This is a genomic window from Saccharopolyspora antiqui, assembly GCF_052246905.1.
Classification (GTDB): Bacteria; Actinomycetota; Actinomycetes; order Mycobacteriales; family Pseudonocardiaceae; genus Saccharopolyspora.
Window position 1 is genome coordinate 111,033 of record NZ_JBQQBO010000023.1, and the last position, 24,336, is coordinate 135,368.

At 67.9% G+C, this 24,336-nt stretch carries 27 protein-coding genes; 25 read left to right on the forward strand and 2 right to left on the reverse strand.

The genetic code is table 11. From position 1 onward, the window contains the following. Positions 1-51 precede the first annotated feature (51 nt). From ACTWQN_RS29470 to ACTWQN_RS29530, 13 genes are all read left to right on the forward strand, one after another. A complete protein-coding gene (locus ACTWQN_RS29470) occupies positions 52-1,365 on the forward strand; it encodes a dihydroorotase (RefSeq protein ID WP_443206866.1) in 1,314 nt (437 codons plus the stop codon). Next, positions 1,365-1,955, forward strand: coding sequence for a PH-like domain-containing protein (locus ACTWQN_RS29475; protein WP_443206867.1), 591 nt, complete (start codon positions 1,365-1,367; stop codon positions 1,953-1,955). The genes ACTWQN_RS29470 and ACTWQN_RS29475 overlap by 1 nt, the downstream gene beginning before the upstream one ends. Continuing rightward, the gene (gene carA / locus ACTWQN_RS29480) at positions 1,952-3,073 is read left to right on the forward strand and encodes a glutamine-hydrolyzing carbamoyl-phosphate synthase small subunit (RefSeq protein WP_443206868.1); all 1,122 of its coding nucleotides are present in this window, start codon (positions 1,952-1,954) and stop codon (positions 3,071-3,073) included. Before ACTWQN_RS29475 ends, carA begins: the two co-directional genes overlap by 4 nt. 163 nt (positions 3,074-3,236) lie before the next feature. Next, positions 3,237-6,563, forward strand: a complete 3,327-nt coding sequence (gene carB, locus ACTWQN_RS29485; protein WP_443206869.1) for a carbamoyl-phosphate synthase large subunit — start codon at positions 3,237-3,239, stop codon at positions 6,561-6,563. A 6-nt stretch (positions 6,564-6,569) separates the two neighbouring features. Continuing rightward, on the forward strand, positions 6,570-7,421 hold the full coding sequence (pyrF, locus tag ACTWQN_RS29490; RefSeq protein WP_443206870.1) for an orotidine-5'-phosphate decarboxylase: 852 nt from the start codon (positions 6,570-6,572) through the stop codon (positions 7,419-7,421). 314 nt (positions 7,422-7,735) lie between these two features. Continuing rightward, a complete protein-coding gene (locus ACTWQN_RS29495) occupies positions 7,736-8,236 on the forward strand; it encodes a YbaB/EbfC family nucleoid-associated protein (RefSeq protein ID WP_443206871.1) in 501 nt (166 codons plus the stop codon). A gap of 10 nt (positions 8,237-8,246) precedes the next feature. Beyond that, positions 8,247-8,570 (forward strand): hypothetical protein, encoded by a 324-nt coding sequence (locus tag ACTWQN_RS29500; RefSeq protein ID WP_443206872.1) that lies wholly within the window; start codon positions 8,247-8,249, stop codon positions 8,568-8,570. Further along, positions 8,567-9,835, forward strand: a complete 1,269-nt coding sequence (locus ACTWQN_RS29505) for a WXG100 family type VII secretion target (RefSeq protein WP_443206873.1) — start codon at positions 8,567-8,569, stop codon at positions 9,833-9,835. The genes ACTWQN_RS29500 and ACTWQN_RS29505 overlap by 4 nt, the downstream gene beginning before the upstream one ends. Then, positions 9,832-10,548 (forward strand): hypothetical protein, encoded by a 717-nt coding sequence (locus ACTWQN_RS29510; protein WP_443206874.1) that lies wholly within the window; start codon positions 9,832-9,834, stop codon positions 10,546-10,548. Before ACTWQN_RS29505 ends, ACTWQN_RS29510 begins: the two co-directional genes overlap by 4 nt. Before the next feature lie 11 nt (positions 10,549-10,559). After that, positions 10,560-11,243, forward strand: coding sequence for a hypothetical protein (locus ACTWQN_RS29515; RefSeq protein ID WP_443206875.1), 684 nt, complete (start codon positions 10,560-10,562; stop codon positions 11,241-11,243). A gap of 180 nt (positions 11,244-11,423) precedes the next feature. Then, positions 11,424-12,479: a serine/threonine-protein kinase gene (locus ACTWQN_RS29520; protein WP_443206876.1), complete on the forward strand. Its 1,056-nt coding sequence runs from the start codon at positions 11,424-11,426 to the stop codon at positions 12,477-12,479. Continuing rightward, positions 12,476-12,889 carry a hypothetical protein gene (locus tag ACTWQN_RS29525; protein ID WP_443206877.1) on the forward strand — a complete coding sequence of 138 codons (414 nt, stop codon included), beginning with the start codon at positions 12,476-12,478 and terminating at the stop codon, positions 12,887-12,889. Before ACTWQN_RS29520 ends, ACTWQN_RS29525 begins: the two co-directional genes overlap by 4 nt. Positions 12,890-12,991: 102 nt before the next feature. Continuing rightward, a complete protein-coding gene (locus tag ACTWQN_RS29530) occupies positions 12,992-13,522 on the forward strand; it encodes a DUF3558 family protein (protein WP_443206878.1) in 531 nt (176 codons plus the stop codon). Positions 13,523-13,642: 120 nt separating this feature from the next. Here the strand turns inward: ACTWQN_RS29530 and ACTWQN_RS29535 are convergent, their stop codons facing one another. Together ACTWQN_RS29535 and ACTWQN_RS29540 are read right to left on the reverse strand one after the other, a co-directional pair. After that, a complete protein-coding gene (locus tag ACTWQN_RS29535) occupies positions 13,643-14,521 on the reverse strand; it encodes a hypothetical protein (protein ID WP_443206879.1) in 879 nt (292 codons plus the stop codon). Positions 14,522-14,650: 129 nt separating this feature from the next. Beyond that, positions 14,651-14,863, reverse strand: a complete 213-nt coding sequence (locus ACTWQN_RS29540; protein WP_443206880.1) for a hypothetical protein — start codon at positions 14,861-14,863, stop codon at positions 14,651-14,653. 163 nt (positions 14,864-15,026) lie between these two features. Between ACTWQN_RS29540 and ACTWQN_RS29545 the strand changes: the two genes are divergently transcribed. From ACTWQN_RS29545 to metK, 12 genes are all read left to right on the forward strand, one after another. Next, positions 15,027-15,878 carry a helix-turn-helix domain-containing protein gene (locus ACTWQN_RS29545; RefSeq protein WP_443206881.1) on the forward strand — a complete coding sequence of 284 codons (852 nt, stop codon included), beginning with the start codon at positions 15,027-15,029 and terminating at the stop codon, positions 15,876-15,878. Beyond that, positions 15,878-16,102 carry a DUF397 domain-containing protein gene (locus ACTWQN_RS29550; RefSeq protein WP_443206882.1) on the forward strand — a complete coding sequence of 75 codons (225 nt, stop codon included), beginning with the start codon at positions 15,878-15,880 and terminating at the stop codon, positions 16,100-16,102. The genes ACTWQN_RS29545 and ACTWQN_RS29550 overlap by 1 nt, the downstream gene beginning before the upstream one ends. Before the next feature lie 178 nt (positions 16,103-16,280). Continuing rightward, positions 16,281-16,769 carry a hypothetical protein gene (locus ACTWQN_RS29555; RefSeq protein ID WP_443206883.1) on the forward strand — a complete coding sequence of 163 codons (489 nt, stop codon included), beginning with the start codon at positions 16,281-16,283 and terminating at the stop codon, positions 16,767-16,769. After that, positions 16,747-17,319, forward strand: coding sequence for a DUF3558 domain-containing protein (locus tag ACTWQN_RS29560; protein ID WP_443206884.1), 573 nt, complete (start codon positions 16,747-16,749; stop codon positions 17,317-17,319). The genes ACTWQN_RS29555 and ACTWQN_RS29560 overlap by 23 nt, the downstream gene beginning before the upstream one ends. 11 nt (positions 17,320-17,330) lie before the next feature. Next, positions 17,331-18,539: a hypothetical protein gene (locus ACTWQN_RS29565; protein WP_443206885.1), complete on the forward strand. Its 1,209-nt coding sequence runs from the start codon at positions 17,331-17,333 to the stop codon at positions 18,537-18,539. A gap of 71 nt (positions 18,540-18,610) precedes the next feature. After that, the gene (locus ACTWQN_RS29570; protein ID WP_443206886.1) at positions 18,611-19,387 is read left to right on the forward strand and encodes an ESX secretion-associated protein EspG; all 777 of its coding nucleotides are present in this window, start codon (positions 18,611-18,613) and stop codon (positions 19,385-19,387) included. Positions 19,388-19,538: 151 nt separating this feature from the next. Next, a complete protein-coding gene (locus tag ACTWQN_RS29575; protein WP_443206887.1) occupies positions 19,539-20,567 on the forward strand; it encodes an ABC-2 transporter permease in 1,029 nt (342 codons plus the stop codon). Between the two features lie 345 nt (positions 20,568-20,912). Further along, positions 20,913-21,230 (forward strand): integration host factor, actinobacterial type, encoded by a 318-nt coding sequence (gene mihF, locus ACTWQN_RS29580; RefSeq protein WP_150068243.1) that lies wholly within the window; start codon positions 20,913-20,915, stop codon positions 21,228-21,230. Next, complete coding sequence (gene gmk, locus ACTWQN_RS29585) at positions 21,227-21,829, forward strand: guanylate kinase (RefSeq protein ID WP_443206888.1); 603 nt, start codon at positions 21,227-21,229, stop codon at positions 21,827-21,829. The genes mihF and gmk overlap by 4 nt, the downstream gene beginning before the upstream one ends. An 85-nt stretch (positions 21,830-21,914) precedes the next feature. Continuing rightward, a complete protein-coding gene (gene rpoZ / locus ACTWQN_RS29590) occupies positions 21,915-22,208 on the forward strand; it encodes a DNA-directed RNA polymerase subunit omega (protein WP_184722529.1) in 294 nt (97 codons plus the stop codon). Then, positions 22,205-23,455, forward strand: coding sequence for a bifunctional phosphopantothenoylcysteine decarboxylase/phosphopantothenate--cysteine ligase CoaBC (gene coaBC, locus ACTWQN_RS29595; protein ID WP_443206889.1), 1,251 nt, complete (start codon positions 22,205-22,207; stop codon positions 23,453-23,455). The genes rpoZ and coaBC overlap by 4 nt, the downstream gene beginning before the upstream one ends. A gap of 75 nt (positions 23,456-23,530) precedes the next feature. Then, the coding region (gene metK, locus ACTWQN_RS29600) for a methionine adenosyltransferase (RefSeq protein ID WP_443206891.1) at positions 23,531-24,336 on the forward strand (806 nt) is incomplete at its 3' end.

The window sequence follows — 24,336 nt, forward strand, 5'->3', positions numbered from 1 at the left end:
GATTGGGCTTGACGCAACCACCACTGTGAATTGCGGAGAGGCGGGCCAGTCATGAGCCGGGTGCTGCTGAAGGACGTCCGCCCCTACGGTGCGGATGAGCCGGTGGATGTGCTGGTCGACGGCACGGTGATCGCCGAGATCGGCGCCGGGCTGGACGTGGACGCCGACGAGATCGTGCGGGCCGGTGGTGCGGTGCTGCTGCCGGGCCTCGTGGACCTGCACACCCACCTGCGGGAACCGGGCCGGGAGGACGCCGAGACCATCGAGACGGGTTCGATGGCCGCCGCGCTCGGTGGCTACACCGCGGTTTTCGCGATGGCCAACACCGATCCGGTCGCCGACAACGCGGTGATCGTCGAGCACGTGTGGCGGCGGGGCCGCGAGGTCGGTCTGGTCGACGTGCATCCGGTCGGCGCGGTGACGGTCGGCCTGGGCGGCGAGAAGCTCGCCGAGCTGGGCACCATGCGCCGCAGCGTCGCCGAGGTCCGGGTGTTCTCCGACGACGGCAACTGCGTGCACGACCCGCTGATCATGCGGCATGCGCTGGAGTACACGAAGTCCTTCGGCGGTGTGGTCGCGCAGCACGCCGAGGAGCCGCGGCTGACCGTCGGCGCGCAGGCGCACGAGGGCGCGAACGCCGCGCGGCTGGGCCTGGCGGGCTGGCCCGCGCCTGCCGAGGAAACGATCGTCGCCCGCGACTGCCTGCTGGCCGGGCACACCGGCGGCACGCTGCACATCTGCCACGTCTCCACCGAGGGCACCGCCGAGATCCTGCGCTGGTGGAAGTCCCGCAAGAGAGCCGACGGCGGGCAGGTGGGCACGGTGTCGGCCGAGGTCGCGCCGCACCACCTGCTGCTCACCGACGACCGGTTGGACACCTACGACCCGGTGAACAAGGTCAACCCGCCGCTGCGCACCGACGCCGATGTGCTGGCGCTGCGGCGGGCGCTGGCCGACGGCACCGTGGACTGCGTGGCCACCGACCACGCCCCGCACGCCGCGCAGGACAAGGACTGCGAGTGGGCCGCGGCGCGGCCCGGGATGCTCGGCCTGCAGACCGCGCTGGGCATCGTCGTGCAGACGATGGTGCGCCCCGGCCTGCTGGACTGGCGCGGCGTGGCGCGGGTGATGAGCGAGCGGCCCGCCGAGATCGCGGGGCTGACCGACCAGGGCCGACCGGTCGAAGTGGGCGAACCGGCGAACCTGGTGCTGGTCGACCCGGATGCCGAGTGGACGGTGCGCGGTGCGGAACTGGCCAGTCTCGGCGAGAACTCGCCGTTCGAAGGCATGCGGTTGCCCGGTCGGGTGGTCGCGACGCTGCTGCGCGGACGGCTCACCGCGCACGAGGGCAAGGTGAGGCGCTGATGGACCGCTTGTTGTGGGTGCTGGGCCTGCTCGTGCTGCTCGCGCTGGTGTTCTTCGGGATGCGGCGCGGTTGGGTGCACCGGGCCCGTCGGCAGGCCGCTGAGCTACCGGACTTCCCGGCGCCGCCGGTCGAACCGGGCGAGGAGCTGCTGCCCGCCGCCACCGGCATGTACGTCGGCACCACCAGGGGGACGGACTGGCAGGACCGCATCGCGGTCGGGGACATCGGGCACCGCGCGAACGGCACCGCGCACCTGCACGCCTCGGGGCTGCTGCTGCGCCGGACCGGGGCCAGCGCGCTGTGGATCCCCGCGGAGTCCGTAGTGGACTGCCGGTTGGACCACAAGCTGGCCAACAAGGTGGTGCCCGGGGCCGGACTGGTGGTGGTGACCTGGCGACTGGGCGATCAGCTGCTGGACACCGGGTTCCGCGGCGATGACAAGGCCGCGCAGACCGAGTGGGTCGAGGCGGTCCGGGCGCTGGCGCCTGCCGATGACGTCGTGAGTGCGAAAACCGGCTCCAACCGGCTTTCGCACTCACGACCCGAAACGACCCGTGGCTCCGCTGAGTCGCGGCAGGAGGAGAAATGAGTTCGCACACCCCCGCCGCGTTGGTGCTGGAGGATGGTCGGATCTTCCGCGGGGAGGCTTACGGCGAGGTGGGTCGCACCCTCGGTGAGGTCGTGTTCACCACCGGCATGACCGGCTACCAGGAAACCCTGACCGATCCCTCGTACCACCGCCAGATCGTGGTGCAGACCGCGCCGCAGATCGGCAACACCGGCTGGAACGACGAGGACGACGAGTCCGAGCAGATCTGGGTCGCCGGTTACGCGGTGCGCGACCCCGCCCGGATCCCGTCCAACTGGCGCTCCCGCCGATCCCTGGCCGAGGAGTTGCGGCGCCAGCAGATCGTCGGCATCGCCGGGATCGACACCCGCACCCTGACCAGGCACGTCCGCGAGCTGGGCGCGATGCGCGGCGGCATCTTCTCCGGCCCGCAGCTGGGCTCCGACGAGGAGATGATCGCCGAGGTCAAGGCCAGTGCGGGCATGGTCGGCGCGTCGCTGGCCGGTGACGTCACCACCGCCGAGCCCTACGTGGTGCCCGCCATCGGCGCCAAGCGGTTCACGGTGGCCGCGCTGGACCTGGGCATCAAGTCCAACACGCCGCGGATGATGGCCGAGCGCGGCATCGAGGTCCACGTGCTGCCACTGGCGTCCACTATGGACGAGGTGCTGTCGGTGCGGCCGGACGGGTTGTTCCTGTCCAACGGCCCCGGCGACCCGGCCACCACCGATCAGCAGGTGGAGTTGACCCGCCAGGCCATGGACCGCAAGCTGCCGCTGTTCGGCATCTGCTTCGGCAACCAGATCCTCGGCCGCGCGCTGGGCCGCGGCACCTACAAGCTGCGCTACGGGCACCGGGGCATCAACATCCCGGTGATCGACGCGGAGACCGGCAAGGTCGCGATCACCGCGCAGAACCACGGTTTCGCCGTGGAGGGCGAGCCGGGCGAGCGGTTCGACACCGACTTCGGGCGCGCGATGGTCAGCCACCACTGCGCCAACGATGGCGCCGTCGAGGGCCTGCGGCTGCTCGACGGCCCGGCGTTCAGCGTCCAGTACCACCCCGAAGCGGCGGCGGGTCCGCACGACGCCGCACCGCTGTTCGACAAGTTCGTCGACCTGATGAGTGAGGCGTCATGAGTAGCCCTGTGTCGACCCCAGCCCTCCTCAACCGCATCTCAGGGGACCGTGACGCAAGCCAGCCACAAGAAACCGCGAAACGGGAGATTCGTGCTGGACGCCACCACCACTGTGAATCGCGGAGAGGCGGAACAGTGAATCGCGGAGAGGCGGTACTGCGCTGATGCCCAAGAGGACCGACATCAAGCACGTACTGGTCATCGGTTCCGGGCCGATCGTGATCGGCCAGGCGTGCGAGTTCGACTACTCCGGCACCCAGGCCTGCCGGGTGCTGCGGGAAGAGGGCATCCGGGTCTCGCTGGTGAACTCCAACCCGGCGACCATCATGACCGACCCGGAGTTCGCCGACGCCACCTACATCGAGCCGATCACCCCGGAGTTCGTCGAGAAGGTGATCGATCGGGAGAAAGAGGCTGGGCGGCCGGTCGACTGTCTCCTGGCCACCCTCGGTGGGCAGACCGCGCTGAACACCGCGGTCGCACTGCACGAGCGCGGGGTGCTGAAGAAGTACGGCGTGGAGCTGATCGGCGCGGACTTCGAGGCGATCCAGCGCGGCGAGGACCGGCAGCGGTTCAAGGACATCGTGCGCGCCATCGGCGGCGAGGTGCCGCAGAGCGCGGTGTGCAGGTCGATGGACGACGTGCGCGCGTTCGTCGCCGAGCGCGGCCTGCCGGTGGTTATCCGGCCGAGCTTCACCATGGGCGGCCTGGGTTCCGGCATGGCGCACACCCCCGAGGCCCTGGAGCGGATGGCGGCCTTCGGGCTGGCCGAAAGCCCGGTGCACGAGGTGCTCATCGAGGAGAGCGTGCTCGGCTGGAAGGAATACGAGCTGGAGCTGATGCGCGACCACGCCGACAACGTGGTGGTCATCTGCTCGATCGAGAACATCGATCCGATGGGCGTGCACACCGGTGATTCGGTCACGGTGGCGCCCGCGATGACGCTGACCGACCGCGAGTTCCAGCACATGCGGGATGTCGGCATCGCGGTGCTGCGCGAGGTCGGGGTGGACACCGGCGGCTGCAACATCCAGTTCGCCATCCACCCGGAGACCGGCCGGATGGTGGTGATCGAGATGAACCCGCGGGTGTCGCGGTCCTCGGCGCTGGCGTCGAAGGCCACCGGCTTCCCGATCGCCAAGATCGCCGCGAAGCTGGCGGTGGGCTACACCCTGGACGAGATCCGCAACGACATCACAGGCGTTACCCCGGCCAGCTTCGAACCGACGCTGGACTACGTGGTGGTGAAGGTACCCCGGTTCGCCTTCGAGAAGTTCCCGGGCGCGGACCAGGAGCTGACCACGACGATGAAGAGCGTCGGCGAGGCGATGGCGGTGGGCCGCAGCTTCTCCGAAGCGCTGGGCAAGGCGCTGCGCTCGATGGAGACCAAGGCGGCCGGGTTCTGGACCCGACCGGACCCCGAGGGCGTCACCGTGGAGTCCACATTGGACGAATTGCGGATCCCGCACGACGGTCGTCTCTACACGGTGGAACGCGCGCTGCGGCTGGGCGCGAGCATCGAGCAGGTGCACGAGGCCTCCGGTATCGACCCGTGGTTCGTCGACCAGCTCGCCGCCTGGGTCGAACTGCGCGGTGAACTGGTCGATGCGGCGGTGCTGGACGCGGCGCTGCTGCGGCGCGCGAAGCGGGCCGGGCTCTCGGACCGGCAGATCGCCGCGCTGCGACCGGAACTCGCCGGGGAGGACGGGGTTCGCACCCTGCGGCACCGGCTGGGGGTGCGCCCGGTCTACAAGACGGTGGACACCTGCGCGGCCGAGTTCGCCGCGCACACCCCGTACCACTACTCGGCCTACGAATCCGATCCGGCGGCCGAGTCGGAGGTGGCCGAGCAGCGCGAGCGGCCGAAGGTGATCATCCTCGGCTCCGGCCCGAACCGAATCGGCCAGGGCATCGAGTTCGACTACTCCTGCGTGCACGCCGCGATGGCGCTGCGCGAGGCCGGGTACGAGACCGTGATGGTCAACTGCAACCCGGAGACCGTCTCGACCGACTACGACACCTCGGACCGGCTGTACTTCGAGCCGCTGACCTTCGAAGACGTCCTGGAGGTCGTGCACTCCGAGCAGCAGTCCGGCACGGTGGCGGGCGTCATCGTGCAGCTGGGCGGGCAGACCCCGCTGGGTCTGGCGCGGCGGCTGGCCGACGCCGGGGTGCCGATCGTGGGCACCCCGCCGGAGGCGATCCACCTCGCCGAGGACCGCGGCGCGTTCGGCGACGTGCTCGCCGGGGCGGGCCTCCCGGCCCCGCGGTACGGCACCGCGACGTCGTTCGAGGGCGCCAAGCGGATCGCCGACGAGATCGGCTATCCGGTGCTGGTGCGACCGTCCTACGTGCTGGGCGGTCGCGGCATGGAGATCGTCTACGACGAGGCGTCGCTGGAGAACTACATCGCCCGCGCCACCGAGGTCACCCCGGAACACCCGGTGCTGGTGGACAACTTCCTCGACGACGCGATCGAGATCGATGTGGACGCGCTGTGCGACGGCACCGACATCTACCTCGGTGGCGTGATGGAGCACATCGAGGAGGCCGGGATCCACTCCGGCGACTCCGCGTGCGCGCTGCCGCCGATAACGCTGGGGCGTCAGGACATCGAGCAGGTGCGCGAGTCCACCGAGGCCATCGCGCGCGGCATCGGCGTGCACGGCCTGCTGAACGTGCAGTACGCGCTCAAGGACGATGTGCTGTACGTGCTGGAGGCCAACCCGCGCGCCTCGCGGACGGTGCCGTTCGTCTCGAAGGCCACCGCCGCGCCGCTGGCCAAGGCCGCGGCCCGGATCATGCTCGGCGCCAAGATCGCGGAACTGCGCACCGAGGGCCTGCTGCCGTCGGAGGGCGACGGCGCGGACCTGCCGATCGACGCACCGGTCGCGGTCAAGGAGGCCGTGCTGCCGTTCCACCGGTTCCGCACCCGCGAGGGCGCCGGGGTGGATTCGCTGCTCGGGCCGGAGATGAAGTCCACCGGCGAGGTGATGGGCATCGACATCTCCTTCGGACAGGCCTTCGCCAAGTCGCAGGCCGGTGCCTACGGTTCGCTGCCGACCTCGGGTCGGGTGTTCGTGTCGGTGGCCAACAAGGACAAGCGGTCCCTGGTGTTCCCGGTCAAGCGGCTGGCCGACCTGGGCTTCGAGATCCTGGCCACCAGCGGCACCGCCGAGGTGCTGCGCCGCAACGGCATCCCGTCCACAGTGGTGCGCAAGCACAACGAGGAGTCGGCGGTGGAACGCGACATCGTCGAGCTGATCAAGGCCGGTGAGGTCGACATGGTGATCAACACCCCGTACGGCAACCCCGGTCCGCGCGTGGACGGCTACGAGATCCGCACCGCGGCGGTGTCCCGCGACATCCCGTGCATCACAACGGTGCAGGGCGCGGCGGCCGCGGTGCAGGGCATCGAGGCGGGTATCCAGGGCAACATCGGGGTTCGGCCGTTGCAGGCGTTGCAGGCGGCCCTTCGGCAGGGGCGGTGAAAAGCGATGACCGATGATCCGCTGCGGCCAGCGTTCGGTTGCCGACTCGCGGAGGCGATGCGGTCGCGCGGCGCGTTGTGCGTCGGCATCGACCCGCATCCGTCGCTGCTGCACGCGTGGCAGCTCGACGAGACCCCGAAGTCGCTGGAGCGGTTCGCGATGACCGTGGTGGAGGCGCTGGGCGAGGAAGTCGCGGTGCTCAAGCCGCAGTCGGCGTTCTTCGAGGTCTACGGCTCGGCCGGGATCGCCGTGCTGGAGAAGGTGATCGTCGCGGCGCGGCAGGCCGGGGCGCTGGTGCTGCTGGACGTCAAGCGCGGTGACGTCGGCTCCACCATGGCGGCCTACGCGATGGCCTACCTGGACGAGCACGCGCCGCTGGCGGCCGACGCGGTGACGCTTTCGCCGTACCTGGGTTACGGATCGCTGGCCCCGGCGATCGGCATCGCCGAGCAGACCGGTCGCGGGGTGTTCGTGCTGGCCCGCACGTCCAATCCGGAGGGTGCGGGTCTGCAGCACTCGATCCACGGCAGCGGCGACTCGGTCGCCCAGTACATCGTGGACTCCGCGGCGGAGACCAATGCCGACGCATCGCCGATGGGGCACGTCGGGGTGGTGGCCGGTGCCACCATCGGTCCGGACGAACTGGACTTCTCCCGCCTCAACGGCCCGATCCTGGCCCCCGGCCTCGGCGCCCAGGGCGCCACGGTCCAGGGCCTGCGAGCCGTGTTCGGCGAGGCGCTACCGAACGTCCTCCCGGCCACGGCCCGCGACGTCCTACGCCACGGCCCCAAGATCGAAGACCTCCGCACCACAACCCACCGAATCCGCGACGAGGTAACGGAACTCCTCCGCACCTGACCCGACCGGACGAGGAGTGTTGGGCACCTTCTACCAACTAACTTGGTAAAAGGTGCCCTTCACCTCGAAAACCCATCCACCGGAACGGCAGCGAAGCCGCCACCAGCTCGATCGAGTGGTGAGTGAAGGGCACCTTTGGCCGACTTAGCCGGTCAAAGGTGCCCTTCACTCGTATGCGGATGGGTGATGTTGGAGCGCTTGGTTTGCTTTTGGGAATGAATGGGGTGGTGTTTTCTGAATCGTGCAACGGGGTGTTGGTGGTTCGTTAGGGTCGATTTGGGTTGTTTTGAACTGATTGCGAGTTAGGGGCGGGTGTGAGTGGTGCGTCTGAGCGCATTCAGGAGATGATGCGCAGGTTCCAGGAACAGGCGCAGAAGGCGTCGGAACTGCAGTCCGCGATGCGGGGTTTGCAGGGCACGGCGAGCAGCGCGGACCGGTCGGTGACGGTGACCGTCGCGCCCTCCGGTGCGCTGCTGGACCTGCGGCTGGCGCCGAACGCGGTGCGCCAGTCGGCCAGCGATCTCCAGCAGCAGATCATGGCGACGATCCGGCAGGCGACGGCCAGTGCGGCCGAACAGCTCAACAACACGGTGGCGCCGATCCTGGGGGATCAGTTCGGCCAGTTCCAAGAAGCGTTCAACGTGCAGGGGCCGACGATCAAACCGGGTGTGGACAGCGAAACCCCTGCTCGGCCCGCGACACCTCCTGTCGCGCACCAGGAACCGAATGCCGGTCCGGTCGCGCCCAAGCGTCCGCCACAGCGGGGTTCCGATTACGACGACGACGATTTCTCCGCTGGTTCGTTCCTGCGCTGAGGGGGATTCCTTGACCGATCTGAAAATGACACCGGGAACGCTGACCGGCCACGGCCAGGGCTGCGAAAGCCTCGCCGACAAGTTCGGGCAACTCGCGGACCTCCTCCAGCAGGCCGAGGTGGACGACCAGTGCTTCGGCCCGATCGGTGACGCGGTAGGCCTGAGCAGCAAGTACTTCGAAAACCTCGACTCGTGCCGGGACCTGGCGACCAAGGCGCAGGAATTCCTGGTCAAGACGAAGCAATCGCTGGACGACACGGTCAAGGACTACGCCGACACCGAACAGCAGATCTCGGAGATGCTGACGAAGGCCGGAGAGGGGCTGGCCGGATGACCGGGCCGGGAAACCTCCAGACGCTCAACGCTGGGGACGGGAACTCGGAGAACTGGTTCGAGCAGGCCGCCGGTCGAGGCTCTTCCATGGTGGGTGCCTCGCAGGATCTCGCCGACGCTTCGTCGCCGCCGGAGTGGGGCGTGGCCACGGTGTCGATGCGGATGGAGCAGTTGGAACTGCTGACCAATCCTGGCCAAGCGTTGATGAGCAATGGCCTGGGTTTCTTGGTGTCCATCGTGCTCAGCCCGCTGATCGAGCTCGCCGAGTTCGCCATCGGGGATCCGGAGCAGATGCGCTCCACCGGTGAAGGTTGGGAAAACGTCGCCAAGTGGCTCGATCAGGTCGGCGCGCAGGAGCAGCAGCGAGCGCAGGCCACGGCCGAGACCTGGGTCGGCAAGGACGGCGACGCGTTCCGCAACCAGATGACCGAATTCGGCGACGGGGTCAACGCCCTGGCCGCGGACGTCCGCGACCTCAAGGGCACGCTGGACATGATCGCCGACATCTTCGACATGTTCGTCGAGTTCTTCATCCAGACGGTCACGGAGTTGATCATCGGGCTCATCGTCCAGTGGCTCGCGGCTCTGGCGGCTTCCTGGATCACCGCCGGGGCATCGGTCGGTGCGGCGAGCGCGGGAACCGCGGTCCAGGTCGGGGCAACCGGTGTCCGCATCACCACGCGCGTGACGCAGATGCAGCGCAAGCTCTTCCAGATCTTCCAGAAGATCGAGCACCTGCTGCAGAGGCTCCGCGAGGCTGGCAAGCTCCGAAAGGTCATCGACAAGATGAACGAAATGCGCGACGGCAACATGATCCAGCAGGCCATCGCGCGGAAGATCGACTCGAACCCGGTGGCCAAGTTCCTCACCAAGGCCGATGGGGACGGCCTCGGCTCGACAGGAGGCAAGTTCCTCCAGGACGTGACCAAGCAGCACGCCGACACGCTCAGAGACTTCGACGACCGGATCGCCGCCGCGACTGACAGCAGTGTCAAGGAAGCGCTGCAATCCCAACGGGACGACTTCGTGAAGGACGTCAAGGACGTTCAGGGGCTGGCGAGCACCGCGAGCTCGCACGTGCTCAGCGGTGTGCTCGGCGGGAAATCGACCGTCGGCCAAGCCGCGATGGTCGCCGGTACGGAGGTTGCGACGGACGCGGCCGTCGAACAGGGTGCCAATGCGGTATACGACACCGGCAAGGGCTGGTTCCAAGGCGATCTGTCCGGACAGCAGCGTGACCAGGTCCAGGAGCGTGGTTTCTCGTGATCGAGGTCTTGTCCGCTCGCGCGTTCTGGTGTGCGCCGGACGAACAGATTTTGTGGTGCCACGCCATGAAGTCGGTGGGGGCCAAGGCGAAGTACGTCCTCTACCAGGTTTCCGGCCTCGATGAACGGGGTGACAAGCGTTGGACCGCTGGCAAGGTGCTCGGCGGTGCCGCCGGTGGCGTTGCCGGTGCGGCGCTCGAAATTGTCTCGCCGACGGAGGATTCCGCCAATACGCCGATGCTCCCGAGGGCGGTCGTTTCCGGTCGGAATCGCGAGTGCTTGGCCGTTGCGCAGCTGGGCAGCTGGCAGGCCAGTGGCGTGAACGACAAGAGCGGCCGCGAATTCGTGTGGATCCTGACGTCTCACCGGCTGGGACTGCTGGAGTTCTCGGAGCAGAAATCCGGCGGCGGAGCGGACTCCGGCTTGTTGGGCGGTCTGAGGAAGAAGATCGGTGGATCCGCCGATCAACAGGACGTCGAAGGTGATCAGCCCCAGCCTGCGGAGCTGCCAGGGGTGACCGTGCACGCCGAGTTCCCCAGGAACATCATCGCGAACATCGAAGTGGTCCAGCAGCGGGTGAAGGGGCAGGAGCGGAAGTTCTTGCGCATTGTCCTCGCGGACGGGTCTGCCATCGATCTTTCTCACCCTGGTGGCGGCTCGGTCGGCGACGGCAAGATTGACCGCTTGCTGGCTATGAGCCTTGGCCGGGAATAGGTGTGTTGCGCATGAGATCCGAAAAGCAGGTCCTCAAACTGGTCGAAGAGGGTTGGCTCCAGCAAGGGGAGAAGCTCCAGAAGTACGGCGGTGGCGACCGGGAACGGCCGCATCTCGGTGCGACTATCGGCGGCCGCCACGAAGCCCCGTATCGACCGTCGCGCCGGGCGACGCACAACCTCGATGTCGACTTCGGGGAGGCGCGCTATCCGACGACCGTGGTCCAGCAAGGTCGCTTCCACGGTGACGAGTGGGTTCACGACCCGACGATCCGAGGCTGGATCCATGCGGATTCACCGGGTCGACTCGCGGTTGAATGCGCGGACCAGTTGGTAGCGGCAGGCCCGGCGGGTTGGTTCCTCGTCACCGATCGACGCGTTGCTGTCGTCGTCGATGCCGCCGTGGTCACCGAGGAGAACGCAGGCGCTGTCGAGAAATCCGAGGACGACGCCAAGGGATTCGGACGGTTCCTCGGCAAAGCTCGTTCTGCGGTCAACGCTGTCGCGGAACTTTCCGAGTCGTTGATGGGTGGTAACGGGCTGGTCACCCTCTGGGAGTGTCAACGTGACCGCCTCACCGAGACGGGGAGCATCAAAGGGCGGTCGTCTGACGGGTTCAGCTTCTCCGCTAGCCGGTTCGACGACGGTTCCATCGTCGAGGTGGCTACCGAAGTGCACCTCAAGGGCTACCTGTGACCAGCCCGGAGCCCCGCTTCGCCGCGGGGTGCGACTGCTGGGAACGGGATATTCGGTAATAACAGGGGCTAGGCGAAGGTCCTTCGAACCACCTGGCGGTGCTGCCGTGCCCGTCTGTCAACGGGCCGCTACTTGCGGTGCGTCGGTTAGGGTCGTTCCGGCTGGTGGTTCGGAGGATCTATGGGCGACGCACCTTTGCTGGGTGGGCGTTACCGGTTGGGCGCTCGCTTGGGCGGCGGCGGGATGGCCGATGTCTACCGGGCGGTGGACACCAGGCTGGAGCGGGTTGTCGCCGCCAAGGTGTTCCGGGCCGGTACCGATGCCGTTGGGCGGGACCGGTTCGTCGAGGAGGCTCGGACGTTGGCCGGGCTCAGCCATCCCGGGCTGGTCACGGTGCACGACTTCAGCGCCACCGAGGACGAGATCTACCTGATCATGGAGCTGGTGGCGGGCCGGACACTGGCGGATGTGATCAGCGCGGGTCCGCTGCCGCCGCAGCGGGTCGCCGAACTCGGCGGCCAACTGGCCGACGTGCTGGCGCACGTGCACGGCAACGGGATCGTGCACCGCGACGTCAAACCGTCGAACGTGCTGATCGCCGGTGCCGGTCAGGCGTTCCTCGCTGACTTCGGCATTTCCCGGCTGGCCGACGCGGCCGCGCGGATGACCAGTTCCGGAATCATCGTCGGCACCGCCACCTACATGGCTCCGGAGCAGGTCAGCGGCGCCGAGGTCGGCTACCCGGCGGACGTGTACGCGCTCGGCCTGGTGCTGCTCGAATGCGTCACCGGCAAAGTCGAATATCCCGGTGCGGGCGCGGAAAGCGCGGTGGCGAGGCTGGTGCGCCCACCGGAGGTCCCGCTCGGCATGCCGTCGAACCTGAACCGGGCGCTGCTGGCGATGACCGCCGACGAACCGCGGCGACGGCCGACCGCCGCGCAGAGCGCCGAACTGCTCAGCGGCGCAGCCACCGAGGTGATCGCGCAGGTCGAGCCAAGTCCGGCCCCACCGCCGACGCAGCAGCTCCCGGCGGCCGAGGTGCGCGCCGAAACCCGCCGGAACCTGCGGCCCTGGCTGCTCATCGGCGCGTTCGCGGTGGTTCTGGTTGCGCTGATCGGGTACTTCTCGTTGCCAGCACCGCCCGCGGCCCCGACGCTGCCACCAGCGTCAGGTCCGGCCGGAGTGGCGCGGCTGCCCGAAGATCTCGCCAACCTGGAGGGGCTGGTCCGGCAATGAGGCGCATCCTGCTGGTCGCGCTGGTCGTGCTGCTGGCCGGTTGCGGATCCCAGTCGACCGATCCGCAGGTGCGCGAGCAGCTCATCGCGCGGGTGGATGCGGTGAAAACCGCCGCGCTGCACGGTGATCGTGGCGCCGCCGAGGCCGCGCTCGGCGAGTTGAACCGCGAAATCGCCGCCGCGCAGGCGCGGGGCACGCTCGCCCCGGACAACGCCCGCACGATCCTGGCCGCCGCGGACCGCGTCGCCGAAGACGTCCGCACCATCCCGCTGCCCGCGCCACCGGCCCCGGTGATCGTGACGGTCACCCCGAATCCACCGCCTGAGGAACCCGACGACCCCGAGCGCGGCGGCGGGCCGCAGAAGCCCCACGGCAACGGCCGGGGGAACAACGGCAAAGGCGACCACTGACGGGGAATTTCCCAGTTCCCCCGGATGTCGCAGCAATGGTTGTGCCAATTTCGTCCGCTGTGGCAGGGTTCGCTCACTGCAACGTCGGACAGGAGGCGAACCTTGGGCAAGGGACTCGCTGCCGGTGCGATCGCGGCCGGTCTGCTGCTGGCGGGCTGTAGTTCCGGTGCGGCTCCCGATGATCCGCCGCCGACCGGTTCCGCTCGCACGGCGACGGCCAAATCGATTGCGGTGGCCGATCCGTGCACGCTGCTCAGCGCGGACCAGGCGACATCGCTCGGGCTGGACCAGCAACCGAAACCAGGTGCGGCCGACGGCAAGGCGGGCTGCCAGTACGAGGCGGGCACACCCGGCGGCCCCGGCTGGAGCGCCTTCGTCGCCGCCGACCCGCAGCGGACCTTCCCGCAGTTCATCGGCGCCGAACTGGGCGCGGATCGGCTGGATCTCGGCGGCTACCCGACGGCGAAGGTCAACGGAGCCTCCGGCTGCACGTTCGTCGTCGACGTGGCGGACACCGGCTCGCTGCTGGTGACCGCACTCGTCCGCTCAGGCGCCCCGATCGAGGTCGGCGGCAGCTGCGACGCCGCCCAACGCGTCACCGAAGCAGCGCTCCAGAACCTCCCCGCCGCGTAGCGGAGCACGTGGCGATTTCGCGCGAAATCGCCACCCGCTCCCCACGGGAAGCGCCGATTTCGCGCGAAATCGCCGGTTCCTCACCTGGAGAAGTGACGGTGCCTGGGGATGGCCACAAGTTCAGGCCGCTCGGATCTCCAGTGACTGGTCGTACGTCACGACATCGGCGACGGCTATTGGTGTCGTGCTGCTGCAGGTGATTTCGTAGCCTGAAGGCATCGTTGCGGTCACGCCCTGGATTGTGTGGCCTGCTGGGGACGCGCACTGGGGCTTAAGTTGTTCAAAGGCCTCGGTGGCTTCCTTGAGATGCTCGGGGTGATCCCGCCAGATGTGCTTGGCGGTTATCTCGAAGGCCGTGATCAAGGCGTTTGTCGCATCCTGCTCGGTGGTGTGTTCGCCCTTGCTAGATGCGGCCGAGGTGATCACGTGCAAATCGAACGACCAGAGGCCGCCGTCTGGTTTGTGAGTATGGGTGTCGTAGCTGATCGTCGCCCGGATGCTGTAGGGCTGACCTGCGTTGTCCCTGGCCTCGCACTCTCGCACTGCGGATACGGTGCCGCCGATTTCCTTTGGTTCTCCCTTCCGAAGGCACGTCCAGCCCTCTGTGGCGACACCGTCCATTACTGCCTCGGGGTTGTAGTCCTTGGGAAAGCACAGGATGGCCGGAATTCTCGGATCGCAGGGGACCGGGGCGCCCGGCTTGGGCGGGCTCGGTTCGCTGGTGGGCGCGGCCGTGGTTGTGTCAACGGTGGCTTCGCTACTGGGCTCAGAGCTCGCCTCGCTGGCCTTTCTGTTGGCCACTTCGATGCTCACGTAGACGAACCGGATCACGAAGGCGATCAGCAGCAGCCCAACTACGCCGAAGACGATGAACGGCCACTTCTTCTTCCGCTTCGGAGCCGGTCGTGGCTGAAAGCCCTGCTGCGGCGGGCCATAATAGCCGCCTCCTGGAGGCTGATTCGGCTGCCATTGCGGGTTGAACCCCGGTTGTGTTGGCACAGCATTCCTCCCTGCCTGATGTGCCCATGATCGGCTCATCGTATGGAGCACGAACCGGACACCAGGCACGTTTGCGCGAAGTGTGAGATGTGCGGAGTGCGATCCCACGTCGGTAGTCGGATGGACCCGTCAGTCGGCGCAGAGGGCTTCGACCACGTCTCGGGCGTCGGCTTGGAAGGCCTGGTCGAGGAAGTAGAGCTTGTCGCTGAGCGTGGTGAGCTGCTTGCGCGATACGACGATTTCGACGTCGCCCCGGCCGATCGACACCTCGTCGCGCACGAGCAGCCGCACGACCAGATCGCCGCGTCGGCCTTCCGCCGGAATGTGCCAGCTGGCGCACATGGTTCTGCCCTCCCGATGTGAATGTTGGTTTGTCGCAGCGACTTTCCGAGGTTCCCGAACTGGCACGCAACGCTTCTTTCGGGTGACTGGGGTTACGTGCCCCGCTGGCAACTGGCGATGGTGATCAGTGGAGGTCAGATCGATTCCGAAAGCGGGAGGGCAGATGAACGGACGAGTGGGCGTGCCGGTCCGGGTACGGCGGGTCTCCAGCGAACTGCGCGAACTGCGGCTGCGCAGCGGCCTGGGCGCCGAGGAAGTCGCCGGAGCACTGGGCTTTTCGATGAGCAAGCTCAGCAGGATCGAAAACGGCCAGCGAGGCCTGCAGGCCGACGACGTGTGCGCGTTGCTGGGCCTCTACCGGGTACCGGCGCAGCGCCGCGAACAGCTTCTAGCTCTGGTTCGCAGCGGCGCCGACCCGAACTGGTGGCAAGTGCAAGCGGGGCGCTTGCCAGCGATGTGGCCTGATGTGATCCGTTTTGAGAAAGAAGCGATCGCGATCCACAACTACGAGACCATGTTCATCCCCGGCTTGCTCCAGACATCGGAGTACATCGGTGCGATGGGGCGAGGCACCATGCCTGACATCGGTGTCGACGAGTTGGACGCGCTCGTCTCGGCACGGCTGGGACGACAGGCTCTCCTGAGTCGTGCTGACGCCCCGCGCCTAGAGGTGCTGGTTGAGCAGACCGCGCTGGAACGTCCTGTCGGAAGCCCCGACATCATGTATCGCCAGCTGCGCCACCTGATGAACTCGGCGGAATGCGCCAACATCGTGGTCCGAGTCCTTCCAACAACCCTTGGGGCACACCCGGGGATGGAGGGGCCGTTTGCGCTGCTGGAGTTTGCCAACCAGCCCACTCTCGTCTACCTGGAGCATCGCGGGAACAGTGCTTTCGTCGAGACTGCCGAGCATGTCGCGGCGACAACGCTAACCCTTCAGTGGTTGCGCGACATGGCCCTGCCGCCAGAGGATTCGGTGGATTTCATTGCGAGCATCGCACAGGCCCTTACGTAGTGATCAGCAAGGAGCACACCTTGGCAAGCGATGACGTTCCCCGCTCTCAGTGGCGGAAGAGCACTCGGAGCAGCATGCAAGGAAACTGTGTGGAGGTGGCCTTCACCGCTGAGGCCGTCGCTGCACGAGACTCGAAGGATCCGAATGGTGGGAAGCTCGCCTTCAGCGCTACGAGCTGGGCTTCCTTCGTAGGTGGCCTCCGAGTTGGGCGATTCGATGCATAGACGACTCTGATCCGAAACCCCTCAACGGCACCGGTGTCCAGATTCACTCGGATGTCGCAATCACTCTTGCGCAACTTCCGTCCGCAGCGACACCCGCGTGCGCTAACGTTTGCCACGCTGGCAAGTGGATGACCGTCGCCTTCGCGTGCGACGGCACGCGGACGAGGGGAGTTCAGCGGTGACTACTGCGGGGGCTGGCGACGAGACCTACGTGCCAGTGGACCAGTCCAAGATCGATTCGATGGTCTCCCAGGGGGGCGTCGTCGGGGCGGTTGGCGCGGCCTTGAACACCATTACCCGCGCGCAGGACATGGCAGCCTTTGCTGCCGCCCAGCACGCAAACGGCACGATGCGCATTGACGTGGATCAGGTCGACAAGCTGGCTCAGTTCTTCAAGGACGAAGCTGACGCGATGGAGGAGCGGGAGCAGGACCTCTACGAACTTGCGAACGTTTCGGCGCCGGGTAGCGATCCGGTCAGTACTCAGGCAGCGATGCAGTATGGCCAAGTCGCTGTTGGTGATCAGCGAGCCTACCTTGACAACTACAAGAGGCTTGCCAAGATTTTTCGCGATACTGCACTGGAACTTGAGTCGGTCGCGAAACAGACTCGTACCGACGACCAAAATGCTGTTGAAGGCTTGGGTGGAGGAAACGTTGAGGCGTAAGGGACTCATGGCGGGAGCACTATTTGCCAGCCTGCTGCTGTCGGGTTGCGCGGGTAACGGTGACGGCACCGAGCCTCCGCAGACCAGTGCGTCAGCTGAGTCATCCACTCTAGAGACAAGCTCAGCACGCACGGGGCCTGCGAAATCGCTGGATCTTTCCGATGCGTGCTCCATCGTCACCGAAGCGCAGTGGAAAGAACTGGGGGGCGACCAGCCTCCGAACGCGCGAGAGTCCAACGGCAAGCCTGGCTGCAATTATGAGGCTGGCGAATCCGGGTCAGATGGTGGTTGGAACGTGTTCGTTGCGGCGGATACGGCTCGGAACCTGAAGCAGTTCGTCGATACGTCGCCAAACGCCGAGACGACCGAGGTCGCTGGCTACCCTGCGGCGCAGGTGGGCACGACCGGCACCAACTGCATTGTTGTCGTCGATGTTGCCGATCAAGGATCGTTGTTCATCAACGGCCTTACGCGCTCGACCAATCCGAATCCGTGTGATCTTTCTAAGCAGTTCGCTGAGGCAGCGATTCAGAATCTTCCCGATGCGTGAGGGGGCAGGGGATGACTGACAGGCAAATAGAGCCCTCGGACTTCGAGGGCACAACGCTCGAACAGATGCGCGGCTGGGTCGAGAGCGGCAGCGCCGAGGGCCTTTACACCAAGACCGAGAGTTGGCAGGCCGAGGACAGGTACCTCCGCGATCTAAAGACGCGCCTTGACGACAAGCTCAAGGAAGTCGGCGTCGTGATGCAGTCCGAGTCCGGCGAGGCCATGAAGAACCAGGCCGTGCCGGTCGCGCTGTGGACCGAGGTCGCGGCCGACAGCGCATTGGCGCAGTCGCAGCTGATGACCGACCAGGGCGAGTCCTTCAAGAAGGTGCAGACCTCGATCCCGGCCAAGAGCGAGGAACAGGCCGTCCCGGACGACGGCTGGTTCGAAGAGGGCTGGGACAGCTTCTGGACTGGGTCCACCGATGCCGAAGACGCCAAGGCGCACAACGAGCAGCTGCGTCAGGAGGCTGTGCAGGCCTTCCGTAACTACGACAGTTCTTCGCAGAGCACGGTGGCCTCAAGCGCGGTGTTCACCCCGCCGCCGGAAGGCGCCCTGAAGACGTCGATCGTCGGGCAGGAGATCCCGAGGGTCGGGCAGATCCAGAACCCGTCCAGCACGAGTAGCCAGTGGGCTGGTGAATCGGGTACGGGTAGCTCCGGAACCGGCAGCACCGGAACTGGCGGCACCGGTGGTAGTCACACCACGACGCCGGTGTGGCAGCGGCCGGGAGATCCCCGCAACCCCGGTCCCTACGGACCGCCCCGCGGGCCGGGCAGCGGCCCGTACGGGCCCGGCGGCCCTGGTGGCCCGTACGGCCCCGGTGGTCCCGGCAGTCGTCCCGGCACCGGTCCCGGTGCTGGCGGCGGCCGTGGTGGTGCCGGTGCGGGCGCCGGTGGTGGTCGCGGTGGCATGGGTGCTGGTGGCGCGGGCGGTCGCGGCGGTGCCGGGGCCGGGATGGGTGCCGGTGGTCGTGCCGGAGTCGGCGGGCTCGGTGGGCCGGGCGGAACCGGCCCGGGTGGCGCCGGTGGCGTTGGCGGTGCCGGTGGTCGCGGCGGTGCCGGGGCCGGGATGGGTGCCGGTGGTCGTCCGCAGGGCAAGGAAGGCGAAGAGGACCAGGAACACGAGACTCCTGATTACCTGATCGGTGATCAGGGCGTCTTCGATGAGGACATGCCGAAGGTGGCGCCGCCGGTCTTCGGTGACTGGGATCGGAATTAGTCGGTAACAACTGAGTACACCGTGGGCGGCATCGGCTCGGTGCCGCCCACGTACTGGCTGGGGAGCATCCGGTGAAATTCGAGCTGTCGAAGCAGGCGTTCTACGAGGCTTGGAAGCACTTCAAGCTGGGGACGAAGCCGTTGGTGCTCAACGTGCTTCCCGAGGGCGTCCTGCAGTCCGAGCGCCGCGCGGCCGAGCGGCGGGCCTGGGACGAGCTGCGCGCGTTGGGGTTCGGCAACGAGATGCGGGAAGATGACATCTACGGCGTGTTCCTGCCGCTGAACCGCTACGAGCGGGCCTTCGACATCACCTTCCAGCAGCGCGACCCCAAGGGGGGCGCGCGGAAGCTGACCGGCATGGTCGCAGGCGTCCGCAACAACGCGACGCTGGCGGTGCAGACCGAGGAGACCGTGCGGCTGCAGGTGCTGCCCGCCGATGCCATGGTCCGGGCCGTGCTCAGCGTGCTGCCCGACGACGTCAAGGCCGGGCCGGGGCGTGGTGTGTCGCTGCGCAGCGCGGCGATGGAGCAGGCCTCGAAGGGCGCCGGTGCGTCGGATCGCGCGATGGCGGAGGGCCTTGCGCGGCAAGGGGTTCGGCGCGAGGACGCGCGGACGCTGGTGGAGATGGCCGGGGGTGCGCGCACCGCGTGGGCCCAGTTCGGCGCGTCCATCATGGACGGTCAGGGCAAGCGGCACCGGGCCCCGATGGTGACCAACTTCTTCGCCAACGCCAAGGGCTGGTACATGATCGAGGAGAACCACCGCAGCGCCGAGGCCTGGACCACCATCGCCCCCGTCGACAAGCAGCGGATGGGCAGCAGAGTCCAAGACCTGATGAAAACCCTCTAACACCCACTTCCACAATCCGGAAGAACGACCCCAGGTGAAGGGCACCTTTGACCGAGTAAGCCGGTCAAAGGTGCCCTTCACTCGGGCAAACCACCCCGCTCGTGGAGCTCGGAGATGCGTTCGACAGCAGATGATCACTTAAAGTGACCGCATGGCGTCTCGGTCGGGCTGGCGTGGCCGGTGGTCGGAGTTCCGGGATTCGCGCTTCGCCCCGGCGACCCTGCTGATGGTCATCTTCGCGGTGGCCGCCGCGCTGTTCGCGGGCTCCTACACCTTCGCGATGGCCAACCCGACGCCGCACCGGCTCCCGCTGGCCGTGGTCGGCACCAAAGACATGGCTCTGCTGGTCGACGAGATGCAGCGGGTCGCGGGCACCACCTTGGACCTCCACGAGTACTCCTACGAGCAGGCGCGGCAGGCGGTCGAGGAGCAGCGCGTGTTCGGCGTGCTGGACCTGCGCGAGCGCCCCGTCCGCCTCGATGTGGTCAGCGCCGCCGGTGCGTCCGTCGCGCAGCTGCTGAGCGAGGTCGGGCCGCAGGCCGGGGCCAGCCACGGCATCGCGGTCGTGGTCACCGACCTCAAGCCGCTGCAGCGCGGCGATCCGCGCGGGCTCGCGCTGTTCTACGTCTCGGTGGCCGCGACCATCGTCGGCCTGCTCGGTGGCGTGCAGCTCAACATGCACGCGAGCGCGCTCAGCCCCGCCGAGCGGATCGCCTTCACCGCCGGGTACGGGCTGCTCGGCGGCTTCGCCATCGTCGCCGTGGTGGACTGGCTGCTCGGCGCGATCCGGTTCCCGTTCGTCGAGGTCTGGGCCATCCTGGCGCTGACGATGTTCACCTCCGGCATGGTGTTCGCGATGTTCAACGTGCTGCTGGGCCGGTGGGCGATGGCGCCGACCTGGGGGCTGCTGGTGCTGGTCGGCAACCCGTCGTCCGGCGGCGTGGTGTCCTGGCCGCTGCTGCCGTCCCCGCTGGGCCTGATCGGCTCGTGGCTGCCTCCGGGAGCGTCGGTCAATGCGACGCACACCGCCGTCTACTTCGGCGCTCACCAGCACGCTCAGCCCTTCCTGGTGCTCGCCGGGTGGGCGCTGGTGTCCGGCGCGGTGTTCTGGATCTGGCGGCACGGCCGCCCCGCGAGCGTGCCGACCGCCGAGCCGGAAACTTCCACGAAGCGGAATTGACGCGTCCCGAACGGATGCTCGGGCGAGTTCGTGATTGGCTGGCGGGCGAACGGCATTTCGGCCCGGTTTGACCTGCGAGGACGCTCCTGGCATGGCTCAACTGCCCGGAAATCGGACACATTCGAAGAGTTTTGGCCGAGATTAGTGCACTTCAGCGGCTTTGTTGGTAGTACTTGCAGCGGCCCCGTGCTCGTGCACGCCTTGTACGAGCGGAACCAGGAGGGCCGGGCGGCGGGTCGAATGAATCCCGCTCGCGAAAACCGGGACCCCCGTGGAACCCGGTCGAGCGGACTAGGTACCGTCGCCCGCACCGATCAAGAGAAACCCCACATCACGGAGGACATGGTGGCCCTTCCCCAGCTGACTGAGGAGCAGCGGGCAGCAGCTCTGGAAAAGGCGGCTGCCGCCCGTCGCGCCCGAGCTGAGCTCAAGGAGCGCCTCAAGCGAGGCGGAACCACGCTGGCGGAGGTCCTGGAGACCGCCGACAACGACGAAGTCTTGGGCAAGATGAAGGTCTCCGCCCTGCTCGAAGCCCTGCCTGGTGTTGGCAAGGTGCGTGCGCAGCAGATCATGGAGCGGCTGGAGATCGCCAACAGCCGTCGGCTGCGCGGGCTGGGCGAGCGGCAGCGCAAGGCGCTGCTCTCCGAGTTCAGCGGCGAGTGATCGACGCAAAAACCGGCGCTGAGCCGAGGACCGTCCGCCAGGGCGAGCCTCGGCTCACCGTCGTTTCCGGGCCCTCCGGCGTCGGCAAGTCGAGCGTGCTCGGCGAGGTGCGCAAGCGGGCTCCGGAGGTCTACTTCAGCGTGTCCATGACCACCCGCGAGCCCCGCCTGGGGGAGATCGACGGGGTGCACTACCACTTCGTCGACACCGCGGATTTCGAACGGCTGATCGCCGCGGGCGAGATGCTCGAATACGCGCACTACGCGGGCAACCTCTACGGCACCCCGCGCAAACCGGTCGAAGCGGCCCTGGCGGCGGGTCGACCGGCCGTGCTGGAGATCGAACTGCAGGGCGCCCGCCAGGTGCGCCGGGCCATGCCGCAGGCGCAGCTGGTGATGCTGCTGCCGCCGTCCTGGGATGTGCTGGTGGACCGGCTCACCGGGCGCGGCACCGAGGACCCCGAAGTCGTGCGGGCCCGGTTGACGACCGCGCGGGAGGAACTGGCCGCCGAAGCCGAGTTCGACGCGACGATCGTCAACGCCGACGTGCAGGCCGCGACCAGCGAATTGCTACGATTGGTACTCGGCCGCGAGCAGTGACCGCGCCTGCTGTGAACTGCTAGCAATCACGCGAGGCCGCGGCACGAGCCGGTACCGACATCCACGAGGAGCAGGAGCCACTCACGTGAGCACCCCCAGCGCGCTGGCTGCGCTCAACAGCAGCCCGTCGACCAACACCGTCGAGGGCATCACCTACCCGCCGATCGACGACCTGCTGGAGCAGGTCAGCTCCAAGTACGCCCTGGTGATCTACGCCGCGAAGCGGGCGCGGCAGATCAACGACTACTACGCGCAGCTCGGCGAAGGCCTGCTGGAGTACGTCGGGCCGCTGGTCGAGCCGGGTCCGCGGGAGAAGCCGCTGTCGATCGCGCTCCGCGAGATCCACGCGGGCGTGCTCGAACACACCGAAGGCGAGTGACGACCGACCGCACCGAGGGCCGCCCGCGGGTAGTCCTCGGCGTCAGCGGCGGCATCGCCGCCTACAAGGCGTGCGAGGTGCTGCGGCGGTTGACCGAGTCCGGGCACCAGGTCCGGGTGATCCCCACCGAGGCCGCGCTGCGGTTCGTCGGGGCGGCCACCTTCGAGGCGCTGTCCGGGCAGCCGGTGGAAACCGGGGTGTTCGCCGACGTCGAAGAGGTCCCGCACGTCCGGCTCGGGCAGCAAGCCGATCTGGTCGTCGTCGCCCCCGCCACCGCTGACCTGCTGGCCCGCGCGGCGCAGGGGCTGGCGGGCGATCTGCTCACCTCAACGCTGCTGACCGCGCGGTGCCCGGTGCTGATGGTCCCGGCGATGCACACCGAGATGTGGGAGCACCCGGCGACGCAGCACAACGTGGCGCTGCTGCGCAGTCGCGGCGTGGTGGTCGCCGAACCCGACAGCGGTCGGCTCACCGGCGCCGACACCGGCAAGGGGCGGCTGCCCGATCCCGCCGAGATCGTCGACCTGGCCCGGCTGCTGCTGGCCGACCCGCACGCGCTGCCGCGCGATCTCGAAGGCCGCCGAGTGGTGATCTCGGCAGGTGGCACGCGCGAACCGCTGGACCCGGTGCGCTACCTCGGCAACCGCTCGTCCGGCCGCCAGGGCTTCGCGCTGGCGCGCGTCGCCGCGCAGCGCGGTGCGCAGGTCACGCTGGTCGCCGCGCACACCGCCGACCTCGTCGACCCGGCCGGGGTCCGGGTGATCCGGGTGGGCACCGCCGAGGAGCTGCGGTCGGTGATGCTGGCCGAGTCCGACGGCGCCGACGCCGTGGTGATGGCCGCCGCGGTCGCGGACTTCCGGCCCACCGCGCAGATCGGGCACAAGATCAAGAAGACCGATCGGGATCCGGAGCCGCTGGCGCTGACCCGCAACCCGGACATCCTCGTCGAACTCGTCGAGGCCCGGAACGCGGGCAAGCTCGCCGCGTCGCTGATCATCGGATTCGCCGCCGAGACCGGTGATGCGAACAACACGGTGCTGGATCACGGCCGCGCCAAACTCGCCCGCAAGGGCTGCGATCTGCTGGTGGTCAACGCCGTCGGTGACGGGCAGGCCTTCGAGGTCGAGGACAACGCCGGCTGGTTGCTGGGCGGCGACGGCACCGAGCAGCCCATCCCGCTCGGCGCGAAGTCTCGGCTGGCGGCCACATTGTGGGATGCTGTGAACCGGCAGCTGTCCCGCCAGTAGGGTTACCTCGCACGTTTTCGCGAGGCACCAGGGAGAGTCGTGAGTCAGCAGTCGGACCTGCGCACCGGCCGCAGGTTGTTCACCAGTGAGTCCGTGACCGAAGGCCACCCGGACAAGATCTGCGACGCGATCAGCGACTCGATCCTGGACGCGTTGCTGGCCCAGGACCCGCGCTCGCGGGTCGCGGTGGAGACCATGGTGACCACCGGCCAGGTGCACGTCGCGGGCGAGGTGACCACCGAGGCGTACGCGGACATCCCGACCATCGTGCGGGAGAAGATCCTGGAGATCGGTTACGACTCCTCGGCCAAGGGTTTCGACGGTGCCTCCTGCGGTGTGAACGTGGCGATCGGGTCGCAGTCGCCGGACATCGCGCAGGGTGTGGACACCGCGCACGAATCTCGTGTCGAGGGCGTGATCGACGAGATCGCCAGACAAGGCGCTGGCGACCAGGGGCTGATGTTCGGCTACGCCTGCGACGACACGCCGGAATTCATGCCGCTGCCCATCGCGCTGGCGCACCGGCTCGCCCGGCGGCTGACCAGGGTCCGCAAGGACGGCGTGCTGCCGTACCTGCGGCCGGACGGCAAGACGCAGGTGACCATCGAGTACGCGGGCGACCAGCCGGTTCGGCTGGACACCGTGGTGCTTTCGACGCAGCACGCCGCGGACATCGACCTGGACTCGATGCTCGCCGTCGACGTGCGGGAGAAGGTGGTTGGCCCGGAGATCGACGGGCTCGACATCGACATCTCCGACACCCGGCTGCTGGTCAACCCGACCGGCCGGTTCGTCGTCGGTGGTCCGATGGGTGACGCGGGGTTGACCGGGCGGAAGATCATCGTCGACACCTACGGCGGCATGGCCCGCCACGGTGGCGG